The organism is Pseudomonas sp. JR33AA, assembly GCF_021378985.1.
In the GTDB taxonomy this organism is placed as follows: Bacteria; Pseudomonadota; Gammaproteobacteria; order Pseudomonadales; family Pseudomonadaceae; genus Aquipseudomonas; species Aquipseudomonas alloputida.
This window is the reverse complement of record NZ_JAJSAW010000005.1, coordinates 325,360-351,899: the sequence shown is the minus strand read 5'-3', so window position 1 is coordinate 351,899 and position 26,540 is coordinate 325,360. Positions and strand designations below refer to the sequence as shown.

General features: G+C 62.0%; 23 protein-coding genes. 13 read left to right on the top strand and 10 right to left on the bottom strand.

The genetic code is table 11. The annotated features are described in order from the left end of the window. The first annotated feature begins 213 nt into the window (after window positions 1-213). The 3 genes from LVS58_RS11550 to LVS58_RS11540 all read left to right on the top strand — a co-directional run bounded on the left by LVS58_RS11550 (window position 214) and on the right by LVS58_RS11540 (window position 5,101). Window positions 214-1,110 carry a formate/nitrite transporter family protein gene (locus LVS58_RS11550; protein ID WP_233691164.1) on the top strand — a complete coding sequence of 299 codons (897 nt, stop codon included), beginning with the start codon at window positions 214-216 and terminating at the stop codon, window positions 1,108-1,110. Between the two features lie 280 nt (window positions 1,111-1,390). Next, window positions 1,391-2,464 carry a diguanylate cyclase gene (locus LVS58_RS11545; protein ID WP_233691163.1) on the top strand — a complete coding sequence of 358 codons (1,074 nt, stop codon included), beginning with the start codon at window positions 1,391-1,393 and terminating at the stop codon, window positions 2,462-2,464. Between the two features lie 51 nt (window positions 2,465-2,515). Continuing rightward, window positions 2,516-5,101: a bifunctional diguanylate cyclase/phosphodiesterase gene (locus LVS58_RS11540; RefSeq protein ID WP_233691162.1), complete on the top strand. Its 2,586-nt coding sequence runs from the start codon at window positions 2,516-2,518 to the stop codon at window positions 5,099-5,101. Between the two features lie 14 nt (window positions 5,102-5,115). Here LVS58_RS11540 and LVS58_RS11535 read toward each other — a convergent pair whose 3' ends face one another. The 8 genes from LVS58_RS11535 to LVS58_RS11505 all read right to left on the bottom strand — a co-directional run bounded on the left by LVS58_RS11535 (window position 5,116) and on the right by LVS58_RS11505 (window position 10,446). After that, the gene (locus LVS58_RS11535; protein WP_233691161.1) at window positions 5,116-5,454 is read right to left on the bottom strand and encodes a DUF2025 family protein; all 339 of its coding nucleotides are present in this window, start codon (window positions 5,452-5,454) and stop codon (window positions 5,116-5,118) included. 145 nt (window positions 5,455-5,599) lie between these two features. After that, the gene (locus LVS58_RS11530) at window positions 5,600-6,469 is read right to left on the bottom strand and encodes an efflux RND transporter periplasmic adaptor subunit (RefSeq protein ID WP_233691160.1); all 870 of its coding nucleotides are present in this window, start codon (window positions 6,467-6,469) and stop codon (window positions 5,600-5,602) included. Window positions 6,470-6,481: 12 nt separating this feature from the next. Then, the gene (locus LVS58_RS11525; RefSeq protein ID WP_012273829.1) at window positions 6,482-6,688 is read right to left on the bottom strand and encodes a DUF1656 domain-containing protein; all 207 of its coding nucleotides are present in this window, start codon (window positions 6,686-6,688) and stop codon (window positions 6,482-6,484) included. Continuing rightward, window positions 6,675-8,663, bottom strand: a complete 1,989-nt coding sequence (locus LVS58_RS11520; protein ID WP_233691159.1) for an FUSC family protein — start codon at window positions 8,661-8,663, stop codon at window positions 6,675-6,677. The genes LVS58_RS11525 and LVS58_RS11520 overlap by 14 nt, the downstream gene beginning before the upstream one ends. Before the next feature lie 213 nt (window positions 8,664-8,876). Beyond that, a complete protein-coding gene (gene ccoM / locus LVS58_RS25110; protein ID WP_003254862.1) occupies window positions 8,877-8,993 on the bottom strand; it encodes a cytochrome c oxidase subunit CcoM in 117 nt (38 codons plus the stop codon). 135 nt (window positions 8,994-9,128) lie between these two features. After that, window positions 9,129-9,290 (bottom strand): hypothetical protein, encoded by a 162-nt coding sequence (locus LVS58_RS11515; RefSeq protein WP_003254864.1) that lies wholly within the window; start codon window positions 9,288-9,290, stop codon window positions 9,129-9,131. A 67-nt stretch (window positions 9,291-9,357) separates the two neighbouring features. Further along, window positions 9,358-9,687 (bottom strand): aspartate-semialdehyde dehydrogenase, encoded by a 330-nt coding sequence (locus LVS58_RS11510; RefSeq protein WP_233691158.1) that lies wholly within the window; start codon window positions 9,685-9,687, stop codon window positions 9,358-9,360. A 63-nt stretch (window positions 9,688-9,750) separates the two neighbouring features. Beyond that, window positions 9,751-10,446, bottom strand: a complete 696-nt coding sequence (locus LVS58_RS11505) for a M949_RS01915 family surface polysaccharide biosynthesis protein (RefSeq protein ID WP_233691157.1) — start codon at window positions 10,444-10,446, stop codon at window positions 9,751-9,753. A gap of 150 nt (window positions 10,447-10,596) precedes the next feature. Between LVS58_RS11505 and rapA the strand changes: the two genes are divergently transcribed. Together rapA and LVS58_RS11495 are read left to right on the top strand one after the other, a co-directional pair. Beyond that, window positions 10,597-13,443 carry an RNA polymerase-associated protein RapA gene (gene rapA, locus LVS58_RS11500; protein WP_233691156.1) on the top strand — a complete coding sequence of 949 codons (2,847 nt, stop codon included), beginning with the start codon at window positions 10,597-10,599 and terminating at the stop codon, window positions 13,441-13,443. Window positions 13,444-13,719: 276 nt separating this feature from the next. Then, entirely contained in the window at window positions 13,720-15,984 is a 2,265-nt protein-coding gene (locus tag LVS58_RS11495; RefSeq protein ID WP_233691155.1) for a putative bifunctional diguanylate cyclase/phosphodiesterase, read from the top strand. Here the strand turns inward: LVS58_RS11495 and LVS58_RS11490 are convergent. Together LVS58_RS11490 and LVS58_RS11485 are read right to left on the bottom strand one after the other, a co-directional pair. Further along, window positions 15,884-16,771, bottom strand: coding sequence for an NAD(P)-dependent oxidoreductase (locus tag LVS58_RS11490; RefSeq protein WP_012051428.1), 888 nt, complete (start codon window positions 16,769-16,771; stop codon window positions 15,884-15,886). The two genes, LVS58_RS11495 and LVS58_RS11490, sit on opposite strands and share 101 nt — an antisense overlap. Before the next feature lie 193 nt (window positions 16,772-16,964). Further along, a complete protein-coding gene (locus LVS58_RS11485; RefSeq protein ID WP_233691154.1) occupies window positions 16,965-17,276 on the bottom strand; it encodes a DUF2288 domain-containing protein in 312 nt (103 codons plus the stop codon). 360 nt (window positions 17,277-17,636) lie between these two features. Between LVS58_RS11485 and LVS58_RS11480 the strand changes: the two genes are divergently transcribed. The 8 genes from LVS58_RS11480 (at window position 17,637) to nhaA (ending at window position 26,527) form a co-directional block, all read left to right on the top strand. Continuing rightward, complete coding sequence (locus LVS58_RS11480; protein ID WP_233691153.1) at window positions 17,637-18,752, top strand: branched-chain amino acid ABC transporter substrate-binding protein; 1,116 nt, start codon at window positions 17,637-17,639, stop codon at window positions 18,750-18,752. A gap of 185 nt (window positions 18,753-18,937) precedes the next feature. Further along, window positions 18,938-19,861, top strand: coding sequence for a high-affinity branched-chain amino acid ABC transporter permease LivH (gene livH, locus LVS58_RS11475; RefSeq protein ID WP_008097482.1), 924 nt, complete (start codon window positions 18,938-18,940; stop codon window positions 19,859-19,861). Further along, window positions 19,858-21,114: a high-affinity branched-chain amino acid ABC transporter permease LivM gene (locus LVS58_RS11470; RefSeq protein ID WP_233691152.1), complete on the top strand. Its 1,257-nt coding sequence runs from the start codon at window positions 19,858-19,860 to the stop codon at window positions 21,112-21,114. The genes livH and LVS58_RS11470 overlap by 4 nt, the downstream gene beginning before the upstream one ends. After that, window positions 21,111-21,878: a high-affinity branched-chain amino acid ABC transporter ATP-binding protein LivG gene (gene livG / locus LVS58_RS11465; RefSeq protein WP_003254878.1), complete on the top strand. Its 768-nt coding sequence runs from the start codon at window positions 21,111-21,113 to the stop codon at window positions 21,876-21,878. The genes LVS58_RS11470 and livG overlap by 4 nt, the downstream gene beginning before the upstream one ends. Beyond that, window positions 21,879-22,580, top strand: coding sequence for an ABC transporter ATP-binding protein (locus LVS58_RS11460; RefSeq protein ID WP_003254879.1), 702 nt, complete (start codon window positions 21,879-21,881; stop codon window positions 22,578-22,580). Window positions 22,581-22,669: 89 nt separating this feature from the next. Continuing rightward, the gene (locus tag LVS58_RS11455) at window positions 22,670-23,344 is read left to right on the top strand and encodes a COG3650 family protein (RefSeq protein WP_233691151.1); all 675 of its coding nucleotides are present in this window, start codon (window positions 22,670-22,672) and stop codon (window positions 23,342-23,344) included. A gap of 103 nt (window positions 23,345-23,447) precedes the next feature. Next, window positions 23,448-25,055 carry an NAD(P)/FAD-dependent oxidoreductase gene (locus tag LVS58_RS11450; protein ID WP_019750617.1) on the top strand — a complete coding sequence of 536 codons (1,608 nt, stop codon included), beginning with the start codon at window positions 23,448-23,450 and terminating at the stop codon, window positions 25,053-25,055. 278 nt (window positions 25,056-25,333) lie between these two features. Beyond that, the gene (gene nhaA / locus LVS58_RS11445; RefSeq protein ID WP_233691169.1) at window positions 25,334-26,527 is read left to right on the top strand and encodes a Na+/H+ antiporter NhaA; all 1,194 of its coding nucleotides are present in this window, start codon (window positions 25,334-25,336) and stop codon (window positions 26,525-26,527) included. Window positions 26,528-26,540: the final 13 nt, after the last annotated feature.

Here is a 26,540-nt window from a genome sequence, read left to right as displayed (position 1 = left end):
ATTACAACCGCTTTCTTTTGAAAGCTAACAACTTCAACAACTTACCGCTTGCCCCGAAGCGTTCACCGCTGCGAGGAGGCGAATAATACGCGCTTTGAAATCAGAGTCAACACCTTGTTCTGAAAAACTTTTCCGTCAACGTTTTGCCGCTAACCGGCAACTAATGAAAGCGCAGTGGATCTGTAAAGAAACACACCACGGAGCGTCGCGGCCATGAGCAATGGGCAAAGCGAGAAAACCCCCGGCCTCTCTGCAGATGAACAGCAGGAGGTCAGCCACAGCCAACCGCCGCGGGCGGCAGTGCTGCACGAAATCATTCGCTACCAGGGCGACCAGGAGCTGGAACGTACACTAGCCGCGTTGTGGTGGTCGGCACTTGCCGCCGGCCTGTCCATGGGGCTGTCGTTGATGGCCATGGGGCTATTCTATGCCCGCCTGCCGCAAGGCGATGGTGCCCAGGTGGTCGCCAGCATCGGCTACAGTGCGGGCTTTCTTGCCGTGATCCTGGCACGCCAGCAACTGTTCACCGAAAACACACTCACCGCCGTGCTGCCCGTCATGACCGCCCCTACGCTGGCCAACTTCGGACGACTGCTACGCCTCTGGGGCGTGGTGTTGCTTGGCAACCTGGCAGGTACCCTGCTGGTCGCCTGGGTGATGCTGGAACTGCCGATCTTCGACAGCAAGACCGATGTGGCATTCCTGGAGGTCGGTCGCAAGGTAATGAAGAACGATGTCAGCCAGATGTTCGCCAAGGGCATAGTCTCGGGCTGGATGATTGCCACCATGGTCTGGATGATTCCATCAATGGAGCGCGCCAAGATCTGGATCATTCTGATGATCACCTACCTGATGGCCCTCGGCGATTTCACTCATATAGTAGTGGGGTCAGTCGAAGTGTCCTACCTGGTGTGGGCTGGCGACGAAACCTGGAGCCGCTTCTGGCTGGAATTTGCACTGCCGACGCTGGCGGGCAACATCATCGGTGGCAGTTTCATCTTCGCCTTGATCAGCCATGCACAAGTGCGCAGCGACAGTGGCAAACCACCCTCGCGGCTTCTGAACGACGAACAGTCCCAATCCGCGCGCAGCAGGCATGAGCAAACATGATACTCAGCGTGCCGCTACGGTGAGCTCATGCCCCTGGTCCTGCTTACTCACGGGCCAGGGCTACACCCCCGTTCTGCCCGCCATGCGGTGCCTCCAGGCTGCCCCGCTCCCGTCCGCGGCGTGCTCAGTCACACATGAGCCTGGCTATCGACTGCCACCACAGTGATCGAATCAACCGTGAATTGGCTTGTAAGGCCATTTCTCGCCGATGAAACACTGTTCAACAATATTCATGCGAGTTATGCGATGGATGGTACACCGGCAGAAGAAGATCAGGATTATGGACAATCGCAGCGGCAAAGGGCTTTCATTCGTCAAGCGCATCTACCTGCCGCGGGTCATTGGTCTGGGCATCGGCCTGTTCACTGTCATGGCGGCCATTGCGCCACTGTCGCCCCCCTTCTGGACATGGCTGCTAGTACTGTTCAATGGTTTGCTGTGGCCGCACGTGGCCTACTGGTGGGCCGCCCGCTCGACAACGCCTTACCAGGCGGAACAGCGCAACCTCCTGCTGGACTCGCTGATGGGCGGGTTCTGGACTGCCGCCATGCACTTCAACCCGCTGCCCAGCGTGACCGTGCTGTCGATGATGACAATGAACAACGTCGCCGCCGGCGGCAAGCGCATGGTCTTTCGCGGGGGGCTGGCGCAACTGGCTGGCATGCTCGTCGCCATCCTGCTGCTTGGCCCTGGCTTGCAATTGATCGCCACGCCCCTGCAGGTCTATGCGTGCCTGCCAATGCTGGCGCTGTATCCACTGGCCTTGGGCTGGGTGTGCTACCAGCTTGCGATCAAACTGGGCGACCACAAGCGCCGGCTGCGCGAACTGAGCCTCACCGACAGCCTGACCGGGCTGTTCAACCACGGCGCCTGGAAGGACCTGCTGCAGCTCAAGTTCCAGGCGTGCAAGCAGCAACAGGGGCATGCGGTGATTGCCCTGATCGACATTGATCACTTCAAGACCATCAACGACACCTTTGGCCATGTGGTCGGCGACTGTGTACTGCGCCAGCTCAGCGCTGAGCTGCGGCGTAGTTTGCGCGAGGGCGATCAGGCCGGGCGTTACGGCGGCGACGAATTCTGCGTGATCCTGCCCGAAATCAGCGAAGCCCAGGCCTGCCAAGCCATGGAGCGTCTGCGCGAACGGGTTTCCAGCTACCGCAACCCACAGCTACCACACCTGCGCATCAGCCTGAGTATTGGCCTGTCGCCCTTCGAGGCCAGCCTCGAGTCCCCCGAGCACTGGCTCGAACAGGCGGACAAAGCGCTGTACATCGCCAAGCACGCTGGCCGCGATCAGGTCAATTTTGCCCGCGGTGAAGCCGCCGCGCTCAGGCTGGCCTATCCTGATTGAACCTCCTTGCTGAATGCCTGGCGGGAGGTTGCCTGAAGGAGCCGCTCGCGCATGGCCAGGACCGCCAAGCTTCCACCCGCTAGCCCCGCACCGCGCTTTCAGGTGCGCCACCTCATTGCCGGTTTCAGCGCAGTGTTCGGCCTGGCTTGCCTGGTCATTCTCGGCGTTCTGTTCAATATCGCCAGCACGCTCGACCAACAGGAACGCCAGCGTAGCGCCTTCCATGCGAACCAGGCGCTGGAACAACGGCTGCTCGCCTCTCGCCAGTTTCTGTCCAGCTATGCCGTATGGGATGCAGCCTTCGAGCACTTGTCGGGCCAAGCAGACTGGCAATGGGCGTACGAGGAAAAAAACATAGGCGAGTCGCTGTACAGCGCCAACGGCTACGAAGGGGTGTTCGTAATTGAGAACGACCGCACCACCTATGCCTTGTTCAAAGGCCAGCCCAGCCAGGCAGCTGCCAGCACCTATATAGACACACCGCTGCAGCCGATCATCGAACAGGCCCGCGCGGCGGCAGTTTCACGGGAGCAGGTCACCCGTTTCGTGCTGTTCAATGGCTGGCCGGCCGCACTCAGTGCAGCAGCCGTGCGCCCGGACCGGGAGGTTACCGACAGCGAGGTGAGCCGGGCGCCAGTGATGCTGTTCATTGACCAGCTCACCGAAAGCAAACTGGCGCAGTTGGGCAAAGGCGTTGGCCTGAGTGGCATGCACGTGGAAAAGGAGGATATGCAGGATCACAGCCACCTACGCATCGACCTGGGCGACACCGGCTACCATCTGACCTGGAACAGCCCACTGCCCGGGCGTCAGATGCTGTGGGCAGTGCTGCCGGCACTATTGTGCGCACTCCTGATACTTGGCCTGGTGATGCTGTACCTGTTCCGCCATGCTTTGCGCAGCTCCCGGGCGATCGGCCTCACCCTCGTGCATCTGCAACAAAGCAACCAGGCCCTGGAGGCCAGCGAGCAGCGTTTCCGCGCGGTGGCCGAGTCGGCATCCGACTGGATCTGGGAAACCGACCGGCAACAACGCCTGACCTACCTGTCGCAACGCTTCACCAACGTCACCGGCTACCCCGTAGATGGCTGGCTGGGCCACCCGCTCAACCAGTTGCTGGCCTGCGATACCACACCGCTGTCACCTTGGCTCGACGGCCTGGCTACCGCCGACCCGCAGCAGTTGGCCAACCTGCGCTGTACTTACCGCGACCAGAATGGCCAGAACCGCTACTGCCGGATATCCGCCCGCGCTATCTGGCGCGATGGCAAGGCCATCGGTTTTCGGGGTACCGCCAGCGATATCACCGACGAAGTCGACGCGCACGCGCGCATCCAGCATCTTTCGCTGCACGACCCACTGACCGGGCTGGCCAACCGCAACAAGCTCGCCCGGCACTTGGAGCAGGCCTTGTTGCGCGGCAGTGACTCGCCGCCGCTGACCTTGTTGCTGCTGGACCTGGACAACTTCAAGCCGATCAACGACTCGCTCGGCCATGCCGCCGGAGATGCCGTGCTGCAAGAAGTGGCAACGCGCCTGCGCGACACCACCCGCGATGGCGACCTGGTCGCGCGTCTGGGCGGCGACGAGTTCATCCTGGTACTCAACGGCATGGACAACAGCAGCGAGATCGACCGCTTCTGTGCGCGCCTGATCAGCCTGCTGCAGCAACCCATCGTCTTCGAAAGCCAACCGCTGCACATAGGTGCCAGCATTGGTGTTGCCCAGACGCGTAACCAGGGCTTCGATGCCGGTGAACTGATCCGCTGCGCCGACATCGCCCTGTACCAGGCCAAGGCCGATGGAAAGAACACATGGCGCTACTTCGCTGCCGAAATGAACCAGCAGATCCAGTACCGCCGCCAGCTGGAGAACGACCTGCGCCGGGCCCTGCGCAATGAGGAATTCGAGTTGCATTACCAGCCGCGCTACCGCCTCGACGACCTGCGGATCGTCGCGGTCGAGGCCTTGGTGCGCTGGCGGCATCCACAGGAAGGGTTGCTGGGGCCGGACACCTTCATCCCGTTGGCCGAGCAGAGCGACATCATTGTTGCGCTGGGCCGCTGGGTGCTTCGCGAAGCGTGCCGCACTGCCCATGACTGGCCGGCCGACATACTGGTTTCGGTCAACCTGTCGCCTGCGCAGTTCTTACGCAGCGATGTGGTCGCCGACGTGCGCGAAACCTTGCTCGACACGGCCTTCCCCGCCCAACGCCTGGAACTGGAGATTACCGAGAACGTGATGCTCAACGACATCGAGGGCGCGCTAGGTACCATGCTGTCGCTCAAGGAGCTGGGGGTGCGCCTGAACATGGATGATTTCGGCACCGGCTATTCGTCGTTGGGCTACCTGCGTACCTACCCCTTCGACAGCATCAAGATCGACAAGCGCTTCATCAGCGGCCTGAACAACAACGGCGGCAGCGACCGCGCTGTGGTGCAGGCCATCATCAACCTGGGCGAGGCGATGGGGCTGACAGTGACAGCCGAAGGCGTGGAAAGCGAACATCAACTCAAGGCGCTGGAAAAGGACCGCTGCCATGAAGTGCAAGGCTATTACCTGAGCAAGCCCCTGGACAGCGCCGGGTTGGCGGCGTTGTTGCACCAACCCTCCCAAAGCACTGCACAGCCCCTGTAGACACGGCCTTGCGCCTAAACAGACGGGCTGTGCTGCTGCAAGCTGCGCTGCGCCACGATCTCGGGCAGATCACAGCGGCGCAGGTAGGCGCGCAGCGGTTCACCAATGTTCAAGCGGTCATCCACATGCTGATCCAGCAACAGCGACAGCCGTTCGCGGCACAACACCATGCGCTGCCCTTGCTCAGGCCGCCAGACAAACTCGTTGCAGGGGGTGATACTGGCGTCGGCCACGTCCATGCCGAACGCGTCCTCGGAGAAACGTACGATATGAACACCGCGCTTGCCGTGAAAACCGACAAAACCCTTTAGCTGATCGGCGGCGTTGCAGATATCCTGGGAAGTGATGGCCATGACGTAACCTCGCAATGAAATCGGAAGATACGCACGCCTGGCGGGAGAAGGGTTGCCTCTGTCGGGCAACTCACAGCGACAGCCTAACGCAACTGGCGGGCCGTTCGCCACGAACGTTACATTTCTGCCTGTTAAGCCAGCACCATCACTGCGGCTCGCGGTCCTCGTGCACTTGCACACTCGCCGTCATCCCCGCACTCAAGGCCAGCCCTTCCGGCACTTCATCCAGGCGAATTCTCACGGGTATGCGCTGGGCCAGTCGCACCCAGTTGAAGGTCGGCTCAACCTCCGGCAGCAACTGGCTGTCCGGGTTGCTGTTGCGGTCGGTAATGCCGCGGCTGATGCTCTCCACGTGGCCCTGCATCGGTTCACCCGCGCCCATCAGCCACACCTTCACAGTGTCCCCAACGCGAATACGCGGCAGCTTGGTTTCCTCGAAATAGGCCTGGATGTAGAACGTCGAATCGTCCACCAGCGCCATCACCGATTCCCCGGTGTTCACATAATTGCCTTCGGCCAGACGCAGATTGGTGATATGCCCGCTGCGCGGTGCCCGCACCTCACTGCGCGCCAGGTTGATCCTGGCCACCTGCAACTGCGCCTCGGCCTCATGCAACTCGCCACGCGCGATGGCAGCATTGATCTGGGCGTTTTCGCGCAATTCAGCACTGATCGCCTCTGGCCCCAATGCAGTACGCCGAGCTGCTTCACGCTCGCGCAAGCGCAGTTGCTGGGCACGGGTCTCGGTTACCGCGCTGGCCTGATTGAGCGCGGCCTGAAAGCGCTCGCGGTCAATACTCATCAACAGGTCGCCAGCCTTGACCTGCTGGTTGTCATGGACCTTGAGTTCGCGAACCCAGCCAGACACGTCAGGCGCAATCACCACCACATCGGCGCGCACACGGGCATCGCGCGTCCATGGGGTGAGCATGTAGTACTGCCACAGTTGGTAGCCGGCCAACACGGCCAGGGCCACCACACACAGGGTCACCAGAATACGTACGGCCGCACGCATCGAAATACTCCTTTATAAAGCTCCCAGCAGGCGTACCACCAGGAACAACACACAAACGAACAGCGCCGCGTCGAACAGCGCTTCATGCCAGATCCAACGGCCTAACGGTGTAGCCTGCACCACCAGGCGCAGCAGGCCGGTGAGCAGCAGCGCCAACAACACATAAAGCAGAAACGGGCTGAGCAGCACACCGCCCACTTCCCACTCACGCAAACCCATGGGTGTCCTCCTGCCAGCGGCACCATTTGCCCCAGCTTTTCTGCAACTGCAGCACCGCCCCCTCGGCCAGCCGAAGCGGGTCGCTGGCTGGCAGCTGACGCAAGGCTGCAATGAACTGCTCACTGGCAGCATCCAGCCGCTGTCCACGCCCGGCAGCCGGCCCTTTGGCCAGCACCGCCTCCACTTGTTGCAGGTACTCGCGCTCGGCCCGCCCCAAAGGGGCCTGGGCGACCGCCAGGCACATGCGCAGGTGCACCAGTTCGTCACCGATATCCAGCCCGTGCAGGCCGTCATCCCAGCGTTTGCGTTCGCCTTCCGGTAACTCACTGGCATGCCTCGCCAGTTGCATCAACCGGTCTGCCATGCGCCCGCCAAACCAGCTGTCAGCCCCGCGCAGGTTCCGCCGAGTCAGGCGCACCAGGTCGTTCTGCGTTGCAGCACGCAAGCGCCGGCCCAGCCAGGCCGGGTGGCGGAACACCAGTAAGCGAAAGGCCATGACCGCTGCCGACACCCCCACCAGCATGGCCAAGGCACTGTTGAGCATGGTCGCCACGCCGAACTGCATGGCGTTGAGCGGCGAAACCAGCACAATGAAGTGCAGGCAATAGGAAGTGGCCGTAGCCCCGGTACGCGGATGGGCCATGCCCAGTGCACCAAGAAACAGTGGCACGCCCATGCCCAGGCAGAGCATGGCGAAACTGCTCCATTGCGGCAGCATGATCTGCCCGACCAGAAACGCCGCCGGTATTGCCAGGAATATCCCGCGCAGGAAACTCAGGCCGATCTGTGCGCCGTTCTCGCGACTGGCGAACAGGCTGCAGACCACGCAGGTCAGCACCAGGCCACCCGGGGCCGAAGGCCAGGCCGTGGCCAGCCAGAAACCACTCATTACCAGGAAGGCCAGCGCGCTGCGCGAGCCGAACAGCAAGGCCAGCGACCAGTCTCGGTGCGCGGCCAGCCCCTGGGACACGTCCTTGGGCGCCCTGCCCGCCTCCACATCCTCAAGTGCCTGGCTGGCGGCCATGGCATAGTCCAATAACAGGGCCATGCGCGCCAGGCAGAAATGCTCCGCCGAACTGATCTGCTCGTCGTGTGCGGCATCCCAGATACGCTGACGCAACACTAACAGGCTGGGCGGGTCGGGTTGGTCAAGCAGCGTGCGCACTTCCTGCAACCAGGGCGTCAGGTGCTCAACCTCACACTCATCCAGTTGCCGCCACTGGCGGCGTACCGAACGGGAAATACGCAATAGCACCATCAGTTTCTGGCTAAGGCCACGAATGGCACGGGCACGTTGGCGCCCGCGGTTGCCCTCGAACCAGGCATGTTCACGTTGGCTGTCGATGGCAACGATGCGTCCCAGGCTTTCCAGCAGGCCTTTGCGCGCCTCGTCCTCTCCGCCCAGCATGGCTCTGGCAGCCTGCAGGCCGTTCTGCCAGGCCTGCCGCGCCTGCCCGCCCAGTTGCTGCTCGACCCGCATGGGCCAGAGCAAGGCACTGCTGGCTGTTGCACAGAAAATACCCAGGCAGATCTCGGTACAGCGAGCCACGGCCTGGTCAAATACCTGCAGGGGGTGGTCAATGGCCGGCAAGGCAATGATTGCTGCGGTGTAGCCGGCCAGCACGAAGGCATAGGCCCAGGCGCTGCGCAACTGGGTGGACGCGGCGGTACACAGGGCCAGCCACAGCGCCAGGGTAAGCAGGAACAGGCCGGGGGTCTGAGCGAACAGGCCGATGAACAGCACCGACATGACTGTGCCGACCAACGTGCCGGCCAACCGCGCCAAGCCTTTCTGCACCACCATGCCCGATAGCGGCTGGGCGACGATGAAAGCCGTCATCAATGCCCAGGCGGGTTGCTCCAGTCCCCAGCGCATTGCCAGCCACAACGCCAGGCCGCCACCGAGTAGAGTCTTGACCGCAAACTTGAGGGCGAGGCTGCTGGGAGCGAACAGGGCCTGAAAGGTGATGGGCACGAGGCGGACCTTGCGGGGAACAGTCTTACTGAAAAGATAGCCAATGGTGAGCAGAATAAAGCGGAAAGGATTAATTAGCTAGCTAATCATATTTATTCGAGTGCGGATTCGCCTGCGCTGAAATAGGGCGCATCAAACAATAGAAAATGCAGGCAAAAAAAATGGGCGACCGAAGTCGCCCTAAATGCCTTGCGTGCTCGTGTACCCGGAAGGTCAGCGCGGCTTGCGCTTGTTCGAGTCCTTCCAGATGAAAATGCCTAGACCGGCAAAGAAGGCGACCATCAGCCCGACCGTTACCACACCGGCGATAACCACGTTGTCGAAGAACATGCGGGCCTCCCCATTCGTTTGCCGTTGTCCGATGGGTAAACGTTAACCAATGTGGAGGCAGGGAAAATTGATCAGTGTCAATGGTGCCCGAGGCCGGGCACGCGAGGGGGGCGCAGGGTTGACCTGCGTCAAGTTTCAACGCTTCTTAGGTTTGCCCTTGGGCTTCTTTTTCTTGCTGGTACTCAATGGCAGGGCCTGCTCGAACGCATTGCGCATTTCGTTCAGCCGCTTTTCCTTGAGGTCGTGGACGCGCTTGGCACGTTCGGCATCGAAATCGATGAGGTTGTCTTGGCTCATGGGTGGGCTCGACGATCAACAGAGAATTGCATGATGAAGCCAGGCGCAGGCGCTGACCAGCCCCGTATCAGACTTCGATGTCCACCAGCAGTCCTTGGCGTACATGCTCGCCCGTCAAGGGTGCTACTGGCACGGTATTGTCGGCATTGACCTCGTCACCCGGGACGGCATCGTAGCGTTCCTGCTCGCCCTTATTGCGGCGTTGCTGCTGGCGGCGCTGTTCATCGCGCAGCAACAATACCTGCTCCTGCGGGTCGCGCTGACGCTTGAGGTCAATGGCACTTTCGCCGGACGCAGGCTGTGTCGGCACCACCGGCTTGATGTCGGGGGTTGGCTTGACCGGGTCCTGTTGGGAGGTCACCGGGGCGGCACTGAGCGGAATGATCGGCGGCAGCATGGACGTTCTCCTATGCCCCCTGTATCGGCAGGCGCAGCTTTACCTTGATGTCATGGACAACATTTACTCGGCTTCGTCACCAGGCTCGTCGTCGACTGGCGGACTGGCCTCGCTCCAGGGCCGCTTGTACACCTGCTGCCAAACCGCATCCATATGATCGCGTAATACCTGTGGCGCGGCTTTCAGCGAAGCGCTGTCCTCGCGCTCACCACCAATCGGTTCCTCGCCCGCCGGGGTGATCAGCGACTGGCCGGTAATGGTGTAACTGGCCTGCCCTTCTCGCATCTCGATGGCGATGTCATGCGGGTCGATTCCGCCGCCGCAGAACGCATGGCTGGCCACTGTTACCTCGGCCACCCCATTCTTGTTCAGGTCGCTGACATCACTGACGTCATTATAAAAGTCCACGTCCAGGTCCAGCCCCGGGCAGGTCGTTTCCTGCTCGATCTGCCAACGCGCCTTGAAGGCGTCGTTCTCGGCCGTGCGCCCGTACAAGGTGGCCTTGAGCACCACCTTGTCCACTTCCTGTTCGCTTTCCAGGTCGCTGGCCTGGCCATCGCTGCGGCTCAGAACCAGCAGCCCTTCGCCGTCACCGTCACGAAAGTGCACGCTCTTTATCGGCGTCTGCACGCCCAGTACCTCAAGCTGCTCCATCGGAATGGGGGGCAATGTCTCAAAGTTTTTCTGCTCGCAGGCGCTCAGCAGCACCAGGCTGCCCACGGCCATCGAAGCGCTGATCCAGCGGTGCTTGGCAGACATGTTGATCCGGGGCCCTCATCGGCGGCGCTGTGCAGGGCGATGAAACGACTAGACTGTGCCTTTCGATACCTTTCGGTGCGCTCGGCACTTTGGTCTGACCGGCCGATCCGTTAACATAATCGGCTTTTTCATCGCGGGAGTTCAGGCAGTATGGCGCAGCAGTATCAACCGGGGCAACGCTGGATCAGCGACAGCGAAGCAGAGCTCGGCCTGGGTACCATCCTGGCGCAGGATGGCCGCCTGTTGACCGTGCTCTACCCGGCCACTGGCGACACCCGCCAGTATTCCCTGCGCAATGCGCCGCTGACCCGCGTGCGCTTCTCGCCAGGTGACCAGATCACCCACTTCGAAGGCTGGAAGCTGACCGTACGCGAAGTCGAGGACATCGACGGGCTGATGGTCTACCACGGCCTGGACGGGCAGAACCAGCCTCGCACCCTGCCCGAAACCCAGTTGTCGAACTTCATTCAGTTCCGCCTGGCCAGCGACCGCCTGTTCGCGGGGCAAATAGACCCACTGTCGTGGTTCAGCCTGCGCTACAACACCCTGCAGCACACCAGCAAGCAGATGCAATCGGCACTGTGGGGGTTGGGCGGCTGCCGCGCACAACCCATCGCCCACCAACTGCACATTGCCCGCGAAGTCGCCGACCGCAGCGCCCCGCGCGTTCTGCTGGCCGACGAAGTGGGCCTGGGCAAAACCATCGAAGCCGGCCTGGTCATTCACCGCCAGCTGCTGTCGGGTCGCGCCAGCCGCGTACTGATCCTGGTGCCGGAAAACCTCCAGCACCAATGGCTGGTGGAAATGCGCCGGCGCTTCAATCTGCAAGTGGCGCTGTTCGACGCCGAGCGTTTCATCGAAAGCGACGCCAGCAACCCGTTCGAGGATGCCCAACTGGCGTTGGTTGCCCTGGAGTGGCTGGTCGACGACGAAAAGGCTCAGGACGCGCTGTTTGCCGCTGGCTGGGACCTGATGGTCGTCGACGAAGCCCACCACCTGGTCTGGCACGAAGATCAGGTCAGCGCCGAATACGGCCTGGTCGAGCAACTGGCCCAAGTGATTCCGGGCGTACTGCTGCTCACCGCCACCCCCGAGCAGCTTGGCCAGGACAGCCACTTCGCGCGCCTGCGCCTGCTGGACCCCAACCGTTTTCACGACCTGGCCGCTTTCCGCGCCGAAAGCGAGCACTACCGCCCGGTAGCCGAGGCGGTGCAGGAACTGCTCGACGAGGGCCGCCTGTCGCCCAAGGCCCACGCCACCATCCTGGGCTTCCTGGGTGCCGAAGGCGAAGCCCTGCTGGCTGCGGTCAGCGACGGCGACAGCCAGGCCAGCGCCCGGCTGATTCGCGAGCTGCTGGACCGCCACGGCACCGGACGCGTGCTGTTCCGAAACACCCGTGCGGCGATTCAGGGCTTCCCCGAGCGCCAGCTGCACCCCTACCCGCTGGCCACGCCCGAGCAATACCGCGACCTGCCCGCCGGCGAGCACGCCGAGCTGTACCCGGAAGTGGCCTTCCAGGCCCAGGGTGAAGTGGCCGATGACGCGCGCTGGTGGCGTTTCGACCCACGCGTCGACTGGCTGATCGACACCCTGAAGATGCTCAAGCGCACCAAAGTGCTGGTGATCTGCGCCCACGCCGAAACCGCCATGGACCTGGAAGATGCCCTGCGCGTGCGCTCCGGCATCCCGGCCTCGGTGTTCCATGAAGGCATGAGCATCCTCGAGCGCGACCGCGCCGCTGCCTACTTCGCCGATGAAGAGTTTGGCGCCCAGGTCCTGATCTGCTCGGAAATCGGCAGCGAAGGCCGCAACTTCCAGTTCGCTCATCACCTGGTGATGTTCGACCTGCCAGCGCACCCCGACCTGCTCGAACAGCGCATCGGCCGCCTTGACCGGATCGGCCAGAAGCACACTATCCAGTTGCACGTCCCGTACCTGCAGGACAGCCCGCAAGCGCGCCTGTTCCAGTGGTACCACGAAGGGCTCAACGCCTTCGTAAACACCTGCCCCACCGGCAATGCCCTGCAGCACCAGTTCGGCCCGCGCCTGCTGCCGCTGCTGGAAGGCGGCGAACACAAGGCCTGGGATACCCTGGTGGCCGACGCCCGCAGCGAGCGCGAGCGCCTGGAGGCCGAACTGCACACTGGCCGTGACCGCCTGCTGGAGCTCAATTCCGGCGGAGCCGGCGAAGGTCAGGCGCTGGTCGAGGCCATTCTCGAACAGGACGACCAGTTCGCCCTGCCGATCTACATGGAAACCCTGTTCGACGCCTTCGGCATCGACAGCGAAGACCACTCCGAGAACGCACTGATTCTCAAGCCGAGCGAGAAGATGCTCGATGCCAGCTTCCCGCTGGGTGACGATGAAGGCGTGACCATCACCTACGACCGTGGCCAGGCGCTGTCGCGCGAGGACATGCAGTTCCTCACCTGGGAGCACCCGATGGTGCAGGGTGGCATGGATCTGGTGCTGTCAGGCTCGATGGGCAATACCGCAGTGGCGTTGATCAAGAACAAAGCACTCAAACCAGGCACCGTACTGCTTGAACTGCTGTTCGTCAGCGAGGTGGTGGCGCCCCGCAGCCTGCAGTTGGGCCGCTACCTGCCGCCGGCGGCACTGCGCTGCCTGCTCGACGCCAATGGCAACGACCTGGCGTCCCGCGTGGCCTTCGAAACCCTCAACGACCAGCTCGAAAGCGTACCGCGCGCCAGCGCCAACAAGTTCGTCCAGGCCCAGCGCGATGTGTTGGCCAAGCGTATCAGTGGTGCAGAGGAGAAGATCCTGCCGGCCCACAACGAGCGCGTGGCCGAAGCCCAGCGCCGCCTGGCAGCCGAGGCCGACGAAGAGCTGGCGCGCCTGGTGGCATTGCAAGCGGTCAACCCAAGCGTGCGTGACAGCGAAATCGACGCCTTGCGCAAGCGGCGTGAAGAGGGCCTGGCAATGCTGGAAAAGGCCGCCCTGCGCCTGGAAGCCATTCGTGTGTTGGTGGCCGGCTAACGCAGGCCCCGCGCCCCTTGTGGGAGCGAGCAAGCCCGCGAACACCGGCGAAGCCGGTGGCATCCACCGCGGTGGATGCTTCGCGGGCTCGCCCGCCCCCACAGGAAGGCATTAGGGCCCCAACTTTATTCCTCGCTGCGATTGAAGTTATAACCAAATCGTAGAAATCAATATGCCATTAGTCAGGAAGGCTTAAATACTCCTTCCTATACTGCCTCTGGACAGTCTGCACAGAGTGTAGCGCAGACGAGTGAAAACTCGATCAAGAGGCATTCCATGGAATGGCTGGGGCTGCAACTGTTCGCCGACCTTCCCGTATCCGGGCGCATCGTCATCGACTGCCGTCATGAGCCGCTCCTGGTTCTGCTCGCCTATTTCGTTGCTTGCGCGGCCTGTTTCGCCACCCTCGACATGGCCGAGCGCCAGTCCCACAGCGACGACCCCACCGCCCACCGGCAATGGAACATGCTTGGAGCCTACTGCCTGGCAGGCGGCATATGGGCCATGCACTTCATCAGCATGCTGGCCTTTCGGGCCCCGGTAGAAGTGCACTACGACGTCTCCCTGACCATTCTTTCGCTGCTCATCGCACTGTGCGTGGCCTGGCTGGCCATGCACAGCCTCGAACGCAGCAAGATGCGCGCGTACCACTTCGTGCCGAGCGCAGGGCTGATCGGCCTGGGCATCATCCTCATGCATTTTGTCGGCATGGCCGCGATGGAAACGGGTGCCCGCCAGTACTACCAAACCGGCTTGCTACTTGCCTCTGCCGCCATTGCACTGCTCACCGGCCTGACCTCGCTGTGCCTGGCCCGCTACTTGCGCAATGGCAGCGGCACCCTGTACCAGGCCATGAAGTACGGCGCCAGCCTGCTGATGGCGGGCGGCATCGTCGCCACTCATTTCACCGCGATGTCGGCCATGACCTTGGTCATCCCTGCCGATACGGCACTGCGCCTGCCGTCTGGCGACAACAGCCTGCAGCTGGGCCTGGGCATCGGCTTCATCACCCTGCTGATCAGTGGCGCCAGCATCAGCGCCGCGCTGGCCGACAAGAAGCTGCAAAGCAAGGAGCACGACCTGCGCCGGGTCAGCGTGCTGCTCAGCCAACTGGACCAGGCCCGCGCTTCGCTGCAGCAGGCGGCGCACTATGATGCTCTGACCAATCTGCTCAACCGCCGTGGATTCAACCAGGTATTCGCCGAGCGCCTGGTCGAAACGCAGGCCAGCGAAAACCGCCTGGCCGTGATGTTTCTCGACATTGATCATTTCAAGCGCATCAACGACAGCCTCGGCCACGACGCCGGTGACGAGCTGCTCAAGGTGATCGCCCACCACATCAAGGCCGCTACCCGCAGCCATGACCTGGTTGCGCGCTTTGGTGGCGACGAGTTCTGTGTGGTCACCGGCCTGAACAGCCGCGACGAAGCCCGCCACCTGGCCCAGCGCATCATGCAACGGATGAAGGACCCCATCGACCTAGGCGGGCGGCGCATGGTCATGACCACCAGCATTGGTATCAGTATCTTCCCGGACGATGGCGGCACAACCGAAGAGCTGCTCAAGCATGCCGACCTGGCCCTCTACCAATCCAAGGACAACGGGCGCAACAGCCTGAATTTCTTCAATGACAGCCTAAAGGCACGCGCGTCGATCGCCTTGCAACTGGAAGAAGAGCTGCGCCTGGCGCTGCTCGAAGAGCGCGGGCTGTGCGTGCACTACCAGCCGATCTTTGACCTGCGCAGTGGACAAGTAGCCAAACTGGAAGCACTGGTACGCTGGCAACATCCTCAACACGGCCTGCTCGGGCCCGACCGTTTTGTCGGCATTGCCGAAGCCAACGGCCTGATCATTGACCTGGACCTGTGGGTGCTGCGTCACGCCTGTGCCGACCTGGCCCACTTGCAGCGCCACGGCTACGACGAGGTCCAGGTCACGGTCAATTGCTCGGCAGTCACCCTCAGCCACGACGAACTGCCCAACGAAGTTGAAAAGGCGCTGTTCCACGCCGGCCTTGCGCCGCGCCACCTGGAGCTGGAAGTGACCGAGAACGCCCTGGTGGGCGATATCCAGCGCACGGTCAGCCTGCTCAAACGCGTCCGGGCCTTGGGGGTGGCACTTTCGATCGATGATTTTGGTACCGGCTACTCCTCGCTGGCCTACCTCAAGCGCCTGCCGTTGGATGTGCTGAAGATCGACCGCACCTTCCTGCAGGAGGTACCGGGCAGCCAGAAAGACCGCGAAATTGTCCAGGCGATCATCGCCATGGCGCATACCCTGCACCTGCGGGTAGTCAGCGAGGGCGTGGAAACCACCGAACAGCGGGCGTTCCTCGAAAGCCATGGCTGCGACTACCTGCAGGGCTACCTGTTGGGGCGCCCCGTACCGCTGGCCGAGTTGCGCCCACTGCTGGAGCGGTTGCAGCGTCAGAACGGCCGGATCACACCTTGTTGCGGTACAGTTCTACCAGGGTCGCCGGATCTTTTTGCAGGTAACCCTGGCTACCGTGCAAGCGCATCAGTTGCGCGGCAAGGCCACTGAGCGGCGTCGCCGAGCCTTGCTCGCGGGAAAACTTGACCGCACCATCAAGGTCCTTGAGCAGCGTGCGTACGTGCCACTTGATGGGCTCGAAGCGGCTCTCGGCCATTTGCGGCGCAAGAATCTGCAATGGTTTGGAATCGGCAAAGCCACCCGCCAGCGCTTCAGCGATCAGCGTCGCGTCCACGCCCGACTGTTCGGCCAGCGCCACCACTTCTGCAATTACCAGCGCATTGCACGCCACGATCATCTGGTTGCAAGCCTTGGTCACCTGCCCCGTGCCCACCGCGCCCATATGCGTCACGCGCTGACCAAGCACCTGCAGCACCGGGCGTGCACGCTGCAAGTCGGCCGCTTCACCGCCAACCATGATCGCCAGCGTGCCAGCTTCGGCACCGGGCGTACCGCCAGAGACAGGTGCATCCAGCCAGGCCATGCCGCACAGTGCTGCCAGTTCGGCAGCCATTTCACGGGTGGCGGTGGGTTCCAGGCTAGAGAAATCGATCAGTAACTGGCCGCTGCGCCCGCCCTGGGCAATGCCTTGCTCGCCAAACACCACTTCACGCACCACCGCCGTATCGGCCAGGCACAGCAGTACCATGTCACTGTCACGGCACAATTCGGCCGGGCTGCTGGCCAGGCGCGCGCCAGCAGCGACCAGTGCCGCGCACTTGTCCGGGCTGCGGTTCCATACCGTCAGCGGATAACCCGCTGCCAACAGCCGGCGGCACATGGGCAGCCCCATCAGGCCGATGCCGGCGAATCCAAGCGAAGGTAGTGCAGTGCTCATCGATAAACTCCTGACTGATTCGAACATTTCACAGGCTGGCTACGATCCCCGTGGGCGCCTGGCAGAACGACGGCCACATTACGCATCCCGTAAACTGTTACCGCCACGCCGAATTGTTACTTCCCTCTACCCGCCGTGATTGCTTTCAAGCACCAAAACGGAGCTGGTGCGTATTTATGCGCACCAAAAAAGATCACGCTTCTTTCTGGGGCTTGACCTGTATCACGATGAACGGCGAAACCACCACCGCCCAGATCTCTGGCTCGCGGCTTTGCAGGTCCAATGCCTGCTCGGCCGAGACCGGCCCAACAGTGCCATCACTACGCCACTTGGCGAAGATCTCGCTGCGATTCTCGGCCATCGCCTCAGCAACGGCGATCAGGTCAAGGCTGGGGTCGACCCAAATCAGGTCACCCTTGGCCCAGAAACGCTCCAGCGCTTTCCACTCGATGATTGCCGTCTCGCCAAGCAATTTGGCATAGAGGGTGCTTGTTTGATCAGTCATGGGCGGTATCCGCAAAAAATCGGTCAATAAAAAAGGCCGGCATTTTTGCAGAAAAACCCGGTTTCAAATATGTAATTTGGTCGATTGACCCCGAAGTTATGGGGCGGGATCGCAGATGCAGGCAGTTTGATGGCGCCTTTCTGTATCTTTCTGTCGATCAAGCGACAACGCAGGAAAGACGCACTTTTCGACCGCTTTTCAAGCGCTCGAACAGCGCTCTACACTGTACCGGTACAGTTCCGGGACATGTTCCGGGGGAAGGTGGGCTAGCGCGTTGGCATGGCCACGCCGCAAATCCCGCCCGGTCTGTAGCCCTGGCCGCCAGGACTATAAGAATTACAACAGAATGAGTGGAGCACTATGATCAAGATTTCCAAGCTGTTCGCCGCAATGGTACTGGCCGGGGTAGCCAGCCATTCGTTTGCCGCCGATACCATCAAGATCGGCATCGCCGGTCCCAAGACGGGTCCTGTGACCCAGTACGGCGACATGCAGTTCATCGGCGCCAAGCAAGCCATCAAGGATATCAACGCCGCGGGCGGCGTCGATGGCAAGATGCTCGAAGCCAAGGAATACGACGACGCGTGCGACCCTAAACAGGCCGTGGCAGTCGCCAACAAAGTGGTCAACGACGGCGTCAAGTTCGTGGTCGGCCACCTGTGCTCCAGCTCCACCCAGCCTGCGTCCGACATCTACGAAGACGAAGGCGTGATCATGATCACCCCGGCCGCCACTTCGCCGGAAATCACCGCCCGTGGCTACAAGCTGATCTTCCGCACCATCGGCCTGGACAGCGCCCAGGGCCCGGCCGCCGGCAATTACATCGCCGACCACGTCAAGCCGAAGGTCGTTGCCGTTCTGCACGACAAGCAGCAGTACGGTGAAGGCATCGCCACCGCCGTCAAGCAGACCCTGGAAAGTAAAGGCACCAAGGTTGCTGTCTTCGAAGGCCTGAACGCCGGTGACAAGGACTTCTCCTCGATCATCCAGAAGCTCAAGCAGAACAACGTCGACTTCGTCTACTACGGCGGCTATCACCCAGAGCTGGGCCTGATCCTGCGCCAGGCTCAAGAGAAGGGCCTGAAAGCCAAGTTCATGGGTCCGGAAGGCGTAGGTAACGACTCCATTTCGCAGATCGCTCAGAACGCGTCCGAAGGCCTGCTGGTCACCCTGCCGAAGTCGTTCGACGCAGACCCGGCGAACAAGAAGATCGTCGACGCCATCAAGGCTGACGGCAAGGACCCAAGTGGCCCGTTCGTATTCCCTGCCTACTCGGCTGTCGAGCTGATCGCTCAAGGCATCAAGAAAGCCGGCTCCGATGATACCGACAAGGTGGCCAAGGCCATCCACGAAGGCACCTTCAAGACCCCGACCGGCGACCTGTCGTACGACGAGAAAGGCGACCTGAAAGACTTCAAGTTCGTGGTCTACGAATGGCACTTCGGCAAGCCGAAGACCGAAGTCTCCCCTCAGTAACTGCGTGACTAATAGCTGACCTACGAGCCCACTGTGCGAGCAGTGGGCTTCGTTTTATGAGGTTCATGGGCCCGATCCCCGCGATCCGGGGGCAGGCTCACCTGAAAATCTTAAAACCGTCACCCGCGGTTTCCTGGCCGTACCCCTGCCAGTGAAATGCAAATCAGGTTTTTAGGAGCGCTGTAATGCCTGAGATCTACCATTTCTTCCAACAACTGGTTAATGGATTGACCATCGGCAGCACCTATGCCTTGATCGCCATCGGCTACACGATGGTGTACGGCATCATTGGCATGATCAACTTCGCCCACGGCGAGGTGTACATGATCGGTTCCTACGTGGCCTTCATCGCCCTGGCGGGCCTGGCCATGATGGGTATCCATTCGCTGCCGATCCTGATGACCGTCGCCTTCGTCGCGACGATCTTCGTCACCAGTGCCTATGGCTACAGCATCGAACGGGTTGCCTACCGCCCCTTGCGCAACAGCAACCGTCTGATCCCGCTGATTTCCGCCATCGGCATGTCGATTTTCCTGCAGAACACGGTCTTGCTTTCGCAGGACTCCAAGGACAAGTCTATCCCCAACCTGATCCCCGGCAGTTTCTCCTTCGGGCCAGGCGGTGCTGAAGAAGTACTGATCAGCTACATGCAAATCCTGGTGTTCGTCGTCACCCTGGTGGCCATGACCCTGCTCACCCTGTTCATCTCTCGTTCCCGTCTGGGCCGCGCCTGCCGCGCCTGCGCCGAGGACATCAAGATGGCCAACCTGCTGGGCATCAACACCAACAACATCATCGCCCTCACTTTCGTCATCGGTGCCGCCCTGGCTGCCGTGGCGGCCGTGCTGCTGAGCATGCAGTACGGGGTGATCAACCCCAACGCCGGTTTCCTGGTGGGCCTTAAGGCTTTCACCGCGGCGGTGCTGGGCGGCATCGGCAGCATCCCGGGCGCCATGCTCGGCGGGCTGGTGCTGGGCGTGGCCGAAGCGTTCGGTGCCGATATCTTCGGCGACCAGTACAAGGACGTGGTGGCATTCGGCTTGTTGGTTCTTGTCCTGCTATTCCGGCCGACCGGCATCCTGGGCCGCCCGGAGGTTGAAAAAGTATGAACAGAAATCTCAAACAGGCGTTCTTCAGCGCCTTGCTGGTCTGGGCCGTGGCCTTCCCGGTACTGGGCCTGAAACTGAGCATCGACGGCATCAGCCTGGTCGTGCACAGTCAGGGCTCGTTCACCATCAGCATCATTGCCGTGTGTTCGGTGCTGATGTTCCTGCGCGTGCTGTTCGACAAGCAGTGGAGTTCGGTGATGGGCCGCCGATCGGATCGCAAGCTGATCCCCCCGGCAGTCAGCAACTACCTCACCCTGCCCAAGACCCAGCGCTACGTCATCATCGGGTTGATCGTGATGGCACTGGTATGGCCGTTCTTCGGCTCTCGCGGTGCGGTCGACATTGCCACGCTGATCCTGATCTACGTGTTGCTGGGCCTGGGCCTGAACATCGTGGTCGGCCTGGCGGGCCTGCTCGACCTCGGCTACGTGGGCTTCTATGCCGTCGGTGCCTACAGCTACGCCATGCTCTCGCATTACCTGGGCTGGAGCTTCTGGGTCTGCCTGCCGATTGCCGGCCTGATGGCTGCCACATTCGGCTTCCTGCTCGGCTTCCCGGTGCTGCGCCTGCGTGGCGACTACCTGGCGATCGTGACCCTCGGTTTCGGTGAGATCATCCGCCTGTTCCTGCGTAACCTCACCGATTGGACCGGCGGCCCCAACGGCATCAGCAACATCCCCAAGCCGGAGTTCTTCGGCCTGACCTTCGAACGACGTGCGGCCGAGGGCATGCAGACCTTCCACGAGTTCTTCGGGCTGGAATACAACTCGATCAACAAGGTCATCTTCCTGTACCTGGTGGCCCTGCTGCTGGCCCTGCTGGCATTGTTCGTGATCAACCGCCTGCTGCGCATGCCGATCGGCCGTGCCTGGGAAGCCCTGCGTGAAGACGAGATCGCCTGCCGTGCACTGGGCCTGAACCCGACCGTGATCAAGCTCTCGGCATTCACCCTGGGTGCCTGCTTCGCCGGTTTCGCCGGCAGCTTCTTCGCCGCGCGCCAAGGCCTGGTGACGCCGGAGTCGTTCACCTTCATCGAGTCGGCGATCATCCTCGCCATCGTCGTACTGGGCGGCATGGGCTCACAACTGGGCGTGATTCTCGCGGCCATCGTGATGATCCTGCTGCCTGAGCTGATGCGTGAGTTCAGCGAATACCGCATGCTGATGTTCGGTGCGCTGATGGTGTTGATGATGATCTGGCGTCCGCAAGGCCTGCTGCCTATGCAACGTCCACACATGGAGCTGCGCCGATGAGCCGCGAAATTCTGCAAGTCAGCGGCCTGAGCATGCGCTTCGGCGGCTTGTTGGCGGTCAACGGCGTGGCCCTGACCGTCAAGGAAAAACAGGTGGTGGCATTGATCGGCCCGAACGGCGCCGGCAAGACCACCGTGTTCAACTGCCTGACCGGCTTCTACAAGCCCAGCGGCGGCACCATCCTGCTCGATGGCCAGCCGATTCAGGGCCTGGCCGGCCACCAGATCGCCCGCAAGGGCGTGGTGCGGACCTTCCAGAACGTGCGCCTGTTCAAGGAAATGACCGCACTGGAAAACCTGCTGATCGCCCAGCACCGCCACCTCAACACCAACTTCTTCGCCGGCCTGTTCAAGACGCCGAGCTTCCGCCGCAGCGAGAAGGAGGCCATGGAACGGGCGCAGTACTGGCTGGAGAAGGTCAACCTGACCGAGTTCGCCAACCGTACCGCCGGCACCCTCGCCTACGGGCAGCAACGCCGCCTCGAAATCGCGCGCTGCATGATGACCCAGCCACGCATCATCATGCTCGATGAACCGGCGGCCGGCCTGAACCCGAAGGAAACCGAAGACCTCAAGGCACTGATCGCCTACCTGCGTGAGTCGCACAACGTCACCGTGCTGCTGATCGAGCACGACATGAAGCTGGTGATGAGCATTTCCGACCATATCGTGGTGATCAACCAGGGTACCCCCCTGGCCCACGGCACGCCGGAAGAGATCCGCGACAACCCTGACGTGATTAAAGCCTACCTGGGGGAAGCGTAAATGCTGAAGTTTGAAAACGTTTCCACTTTCTACGGCAAGATTCAGGCGCTGCACAGCGTCAACGTGGAGATCAACCAGGGCGAGATCGTCACCCTGATCGGCGCCAACGGTGCCGGTAAGTCGACCTTGCTGATGACCCTGTGCGGTTCGCCGCAGGCGCACAGCGGCAGCATCAAGTACCTGGGTGAAGAGCTGGTCGGCCAGCCGTCCTCGCACATCATGCGCAAGAGCATCGCGGTAGTGCCGGAAGGCCGCCGCGTGTTCGCTCGCCTGACCGTCGAGGAAAACCTGGCCATGGGCGGCTTCTTCACCGACAAGGGCGACTATCAGGAGCAACTGGACAAGGTCCTGCAACTGTTCCCGCGCCTGAAAGAGCGTTACATCCAGCGCGGCGGCACCATGTCCGGTGGCGAGCAGCAGATGCTGGCCATCGGTCGGGCGCTGATGAGCAAGCCCAAGCTGCTGCTGCTCGATGAGCCTTCGCTGGGCCTGGCGCCGATCATCATCCAGCAGATCTTCGACATCATCGAACAGCTGCGCCGCGATGGCGTGACGGTGTTCCTGGTGGAGCAGAACGCCAACCAGGCGCTGAAGATCGCTGACCGGGCGTATGTGCTGGAGAACGGTCGGGTGGTGATGCAGGGCACCGGTGAGGCACTGCTGACCGACCCGAAGGTGCGCGATGCCTACTTGGGAGGTTGAATGAAAAAGGGCCTTCGGGCCCTTTTTTCTGCCCGCAGGACGTGTATCGTGGCCAGCTCTTTGGCAAAGATTCCCCGGAGCCCGCCCCCATGCGCCTCACCCCTACCCTGCTGCTCAGCGCCCTGTTGCCCCTGTTCGCTGGCTGCCAGCTACTGGCCGAGCCGCCCCGCGACCCGAACATCGGCACCACACGCATGCAGGGCGAACTAAGCGCCAACGGCGGCCGCCTGTTGTTCAAGCCCTGCAGCGAGGCACGCCGCTTCGTGATCAACGACGTCGCCGGCACCGGCATCCTGCAGGAGTCCGCCAACCTGGCCAAGGACGCCAACGCCAAGTTGTTCGCCGACGTGCGCGGTCGCCTCACTGGCGCCAAGCAGGCCGACAACGACGGCCAGCTGGAAGTCAGCCGCCTGTACCGCCTGGAACCCTCCACACGCGCTTGCGACGACCCCAATTTCAAGCAGCTGACCCTGCGCGCCAATGGCCACGAACCAGACTGGGACGTCAAGGCCAGCGGCAAGGGCATGGTGCTCAACCGCATCGGCAAAGACCCGCTGCCTCTGCCCTTCCTCGAAGAAGAAGTGCCCGGCGGCGGCCTGACCCTGACCAGCGAAGCCAACGGCCAGCACGTGGAACTGTGGGTCGCCCCGCAACGCTGCGTCGACAGCGCCACCGGCGCCATCCACCACCTGCGCGCCGAACTGCGCATCGACGGCCAGACCCTGCGCGGCTGCGGTTACTACGGTGGTGCGCGCGACAACTGATCGCCGGGCGCTTTTATCCTGCCAGTCGGGGCGTCTAACAGCTTATACTTGGCGGTTTGTGTAAAGCCGCCGGCCGCCCATGGCCGGGATACTGGACCCTGCCATGCTACGAATCACCGAACTGAAGCTGCCCCTGGACCATCCCGACGAAGCGTTGCGCGAAGCCATCGTCCAGCGCCTGGGCATCCGCGACGAGCAACTGCTCAGCTTCAACCTGTTCAAGCGCAGCTACGATGCGCGCAAGAAGAACAGCGAACTGCTGTTCATCTACACCATCGACCTGGAAGCCAGCAACGAGGCCGAGCTGCTCAGCAAGTTCGCTGATGATCGCAACATCGGCCCAGCGCCAGATGTCACCTACAAGTTCGTCGGCCAGGCCCCGGCAGGCCTGCAGGAGCGCCCGATCGTGGTCGGGTTCGGCCCGTGCGGCATCTTTGCCGGCCTGTTGCTGGCACAAATGGGCTTCAAGCCGATCATCCTCGAACGCGGCAAGGAAGTGCGCCAGCGCACCAAGGATACCTGGGGCCTATGGCGTAAAAGCGTGCTCAACCCTGAGTCCAACGTGCAGTTCGGTGAAGGCGGCGCCGGTACCTTCTCGGACGGCAAGCTGTACAGCCAGATCAAGGACCCGCAACACCACGGCCGCAAAGTGCTGGAAGAATTCGTCAAGGCCGGTGCGCCAGACGAAATCCTCTACATCAACAAGCCGCACATCGGCACTTTCCGCCTCACCGGCATGGTCGAACAGATGCGCCAGGACATGATCGCCCTGGGGGCCGAAGTGCGCTTCCAGGAGAAGGTCACCGACCTGCTGATCGAGGATGGCCAACTGACCGGTGTAGTGCTTGAAAGTGGCGAGCAGTTGCACAGTCGCCATGTGGTATTGGCCCTGGGCCACAGCGCCCGCGACACCTTCCGCATGTTGCATGCCAAAGGTGTGTACATGGAAGCCAAGCCGTTCTCGGTGGGCTTCCGTATCGAGCACCCGCAAACACTGATCGACAAGGCACGTCTGGGCAAGTACGCCGGCCACCCGAAACTGGGTGCCGCCGACTACAAGCTGGTCTACCACGCCAAGAATGGCCGCTCGGTATACAGCTTCTGCATGTGTCCGGGTGGCACCGTGGTAGCGGCCACCAGCGAGCCAGGGCGAGTCGTGACCAACGGCATGAGCCAGTATTCGCGTAACGAGCGCAACGCCAACTCCGGCATTGTCGTCGGCATCGACCCCGAGCGCGACTACCCGGGCGGCCCGTTGGCCGGTATCGAACTGCAGGAGCGCCTGGAGGCGCACGCCTATGTAATGGGCGGCAGCAACTACCAGGCCCCGGCGCAACTGGTGGGTGATTTTGTCGCCGGCCGGCCCTCGACCGCGCTGGGCAGTGTCGAGCCGTCCTACAAGCCGGGCGTGACCTTGGGTGACCTGGCGCCGAGCCTGCCGGACTTCGCCATCGAGGCGATCCGTGAGGCACTGCCAGCGTTCGACAGGCAGATCAAGGGCTATAACCTGCATGACGCGGTGTTGACCGGGATCGAGACGCGTACCTCGTCGCCACTGCGGATTACCCGGGGAGAGGATTACCAGAGCCTGAACCTCAAAGGGCTGTTCCCGGCGGGTGAAGGGGCCGGGTACGCGGGTGGGATCCTGTCTGCCGGTGTGGATGGCATTCGCATCGCAGAGGCGGTGGCGCGGGATATGCTCGGCCTCTGACTCTTTATCGACTGACAGGGCTTCTTCGCGGGTAAACCCGCTCCTACACGGACCAATGGTTCCCCGGTAGGAGCGGGTTTACCCGCGAAAGGGCTCGGGCAGGCATCAGAAGATTCCAGCACCTACTCCAGACTTCCCCTCCCCCCTCCTTCCCCAAATCAATCTAGGCTTGCCCCAGGCCTGTCGGCAACACCATATAACAAAAACGAATATTGTTTTTGTTTGAAAGCATATCTCTACAGGCTAGGGTGTCCGCCCGTACCATTCGTAAACTGCTCATGGAGGGCCTACCACCCGTGCGTAGCCTGTTTACCCGCTTCTTCCAGCTCGAAGCTGCCAGCGGCCTGCTGCTGATCACCGCCGCCGTTCTGGCCCTGATCATCAACAACTCGCCGCTGTCCTACCTGTACGGCGGCTTGCTCGATGTACCCGTTGCCGTCCAGGTCGGCGCGCTGAACATCGCCAAGCCATTGCTACTGTGGATCAACGACGGCCTGATGGCCCTGTTCTTCCTGCTCATCGGCCTTGAGGTCAAACGCGAGGTGGTCGACGGTCACCTGTCCAAGCCCTCACAAGTGATCCTGCCTGCCACCGCAGCGGTGGGCGGCATGGTGGTGCCAGCGCTGATCTACTGGTTCATCAACCGTGACAATCCTGCAGCTGTGGCAGGCTGGGCGATCCCTACCGCCACCGACATCGCCTTCGCTCTCGGCGTCCTGGCCCTGCTCGGCAAGCGTGTACCGGTGTCACTGAAGCTGTTCCTGATGACCCTGGCGATCATCGACGACCTGGGTGCGATCATTGTCATCGCCCTGTTCTATTCCGGCACCCTGTCGAGTGTGTCGCTGCTGCTGGCTGCGGCCTGTCTGGTGGTACTGGTGGCAATGAACCGGCTTGGCGTGGTCAAGCTTGGGCCCTACATGATCGTTGGCCTGATCCTGTGGGTCTGTGTGCTCAAAAGTGGCGTGCACGCCACTCTGGCTGGTGTCGCCCTGGCCTTGTGCATACCGCTGCGTACACGCAATGCTGAATCGTCGCCTCTGCTGGCACTGGAACACGCCCTGCACCCCTGGGTGGCCTATGCCATCCTGCCGATTTTCGCCTTCGCCAATGCCGGCGTTTCGCTGGCAGGCATGACCCTGGACAGCTTCACCCACCCCGTGCCGATGGGCATCACGGTCGGCCTGTTGCTGGGCAAGACCGTGGGGGTTTTCGGCCTGACCTGGGTGGCGGTCAAACTGCGCCTGGCCGCGCTGCCTGCAGGTGCTGGTTGGGGGCAAATTCTGGGGGTGGCGATACTCTGCGGCATTGGCTTCACCATGAGCCTGTTCGTAGGCTCGCTCGCCTTCGCCCCGGGTAGCAGTGAGTATGCCGGCATGGACCGCATGGGTATTCTTACTGGTTCGTTCTTTGCCGCGGTGATCGGCTACGCCGTCACCGCAATGGCCAGCCGCAAAACCAGCGTTGCCTGACTAGGCTGCAGCA

What these genes read in the sequence shown, in the direction of transcription:
- LVS58_RS11510 (WP_233691158.1), bottom strand. Translation starts at nt 9,687, where the DNA reads ATGCTGCCGCCGATCATTCCGCTCAGTGCCGCCCCGGTGACCTCCCAA.
- LVS58_RS11540 (WP_233691162.1), top strand. Translation starts at nt 2,516, where the DNA reads ATGGCCAGGACCGCCAAGCTTCCACCCGCTAGCCCCGCACCGCGCTTT.
- LVS58_RS11505 (WP_233691157.1), bottom strand. Translation starts at nt 10,446, where the DNA reads ATGTCTGCCAAGCACCGCTGGATCAGCGCTTCGATGGCCGTGGGCAGC.
- LVS58_RS11530 (WP_233691160.1), bottom strand. Translation starts at nt 6,469, where the DNA reads ATGCGTGCGGCCGTACGTATTCTGGTGACCCTGTGTGTGGTGGCCCTG.
- LVS58_RS11450 (WP_019750617.1), top strand. Translation starts at nt 23,448, where the DNA reads ATGCTACGAATCACCGAACTGAAGCTGCCCCTGGACCATCCCGACGAA.
- LVS58_RS11470 (WP_233691152.1), top strand. Translation starts at nt 19,858, where the DNA reads ATGAACAGAAATCTCAAACAGGCGTTCTTCAGCGCCTTGCTGGTCTGG.
- LVS58_RS11480 (WP_233691153.1), top strand. Translation starts at nt 17,637, where the DNA reads ATGATCAAGATTTCCAAGCTGTTCGCCGCAATGGTACTGGCCGGGGTA.
- LVS58_RS11455 (WP_233691151.1), top strand. Translation starts at nt 22,670, where the DNA reads ATGCGCCTCACCCCTACCCTGCTGCTCAGCGCCCTGTTGCCCCTGTTC.
- rapA (WP_233691156.1), top strand. Translation starts at nt 10,597, where the DNA reads ATGGCGCAGCAGTATCAACCGGGGCAACGCTGGATCAGCGACAGCGAA.
- livH (WP_008097482.1), top strand. Translation starts at nt 18,938, where the DNA reads ATGCCTGAGATCTACCATTTCTTCCAACAACTGGTTAATGGATTGACC.
- LVS58_RS11460 (WP_003254879.1), top strand. Translation starts at nt 21,879, where the DNA reads ATGCTGAAGTTTGAAAACGTTTCCACTTTCTACGGCAAGATTCAGGCG.
- LVS58_RS11535 (WP_233691161.1), bottom strand. Translation starts at nt 5,454, where the DNA reads ATGGCCATCACTTCCCAGGATATCTGCAACGCCGCCGATCAGCTAAAG.
- LVS58_RS11545 (WP_233691163.1), top strand. Translation starts at nt 1,391, where the DNA reads ATGGACAATCGCAGCGGCAAAGGGCTTTCATTCGTCAAGCGCATCTAC.
- LVS58_RS11495 (WP_233691155.1), top strand. Translation starts at nt 13,720, where the DNA reads ATGGAATGGCTGGGGCTGCAACTGTTCGCCGACCTTCCCGTATCCGGG.
- LVS58_RS11525 (WP_012273829.1), bottom strand. Translation starts at nt 6,688, where the DNA reads ATGGGTTTGCGTGAGTGGGAAGTGGGCGGTGTGCTGCTCAGCCCGTTT.
- LVS58_RS11490 (WP_012051428.1), bottom strand. Translation starts at nt 16,771, where the DNA reads ATGAGCACTGCACTACCTTCGCTTGGATTCGCCGGCATCGGCCTGATG.
- LVS58_RS11515 (WP_003254864.1), bottom strand. Translation starts at nt 9,290, where the DNA reads ATGAGCCAAGACAACCTCATCGATTTCGATGCCGAACGTGCCAAGCGC.
- nhaA (WP_233691169.1), top strand. Translation starts at nt 25,334, where the DNA reads ATGGAGGGCCTACCACCCGTGCGTAGCCTGTTTACCCGCTTCTTCCAG.
- livG (WP_003254878.1), top strand. Translation starts at nt 21,111, where the DNA reads ATGAGCCGCGAAATTCTGCAAGTCAGCGGCCTGAGCATGCGCTTCGGC.
- LVS58_RS11550 (WP_233691164.1), top strand. Translation starts at nt 214, where the DNA reads ATGAGCAATGGGCAAAGCGAGAAAACCCCCGGCCTCTCTGCAGATGAA.
- ccoM (WP_003254862.1), bottom strand. Translation starts at nt 8,993, where the DNA reads ATGTTCTTCGACAACGTGGTTATCGCCGGTGTGGTAACGGTCGGGCTG.
- LVS58_RS11485 (WP_233691154.1), bottom strand. Translation starts at nt 17,276, where the DNA reads ATGACTGATCAAACAAGCACCCTCTATGCCAAATTGCTTGGCGAGACG.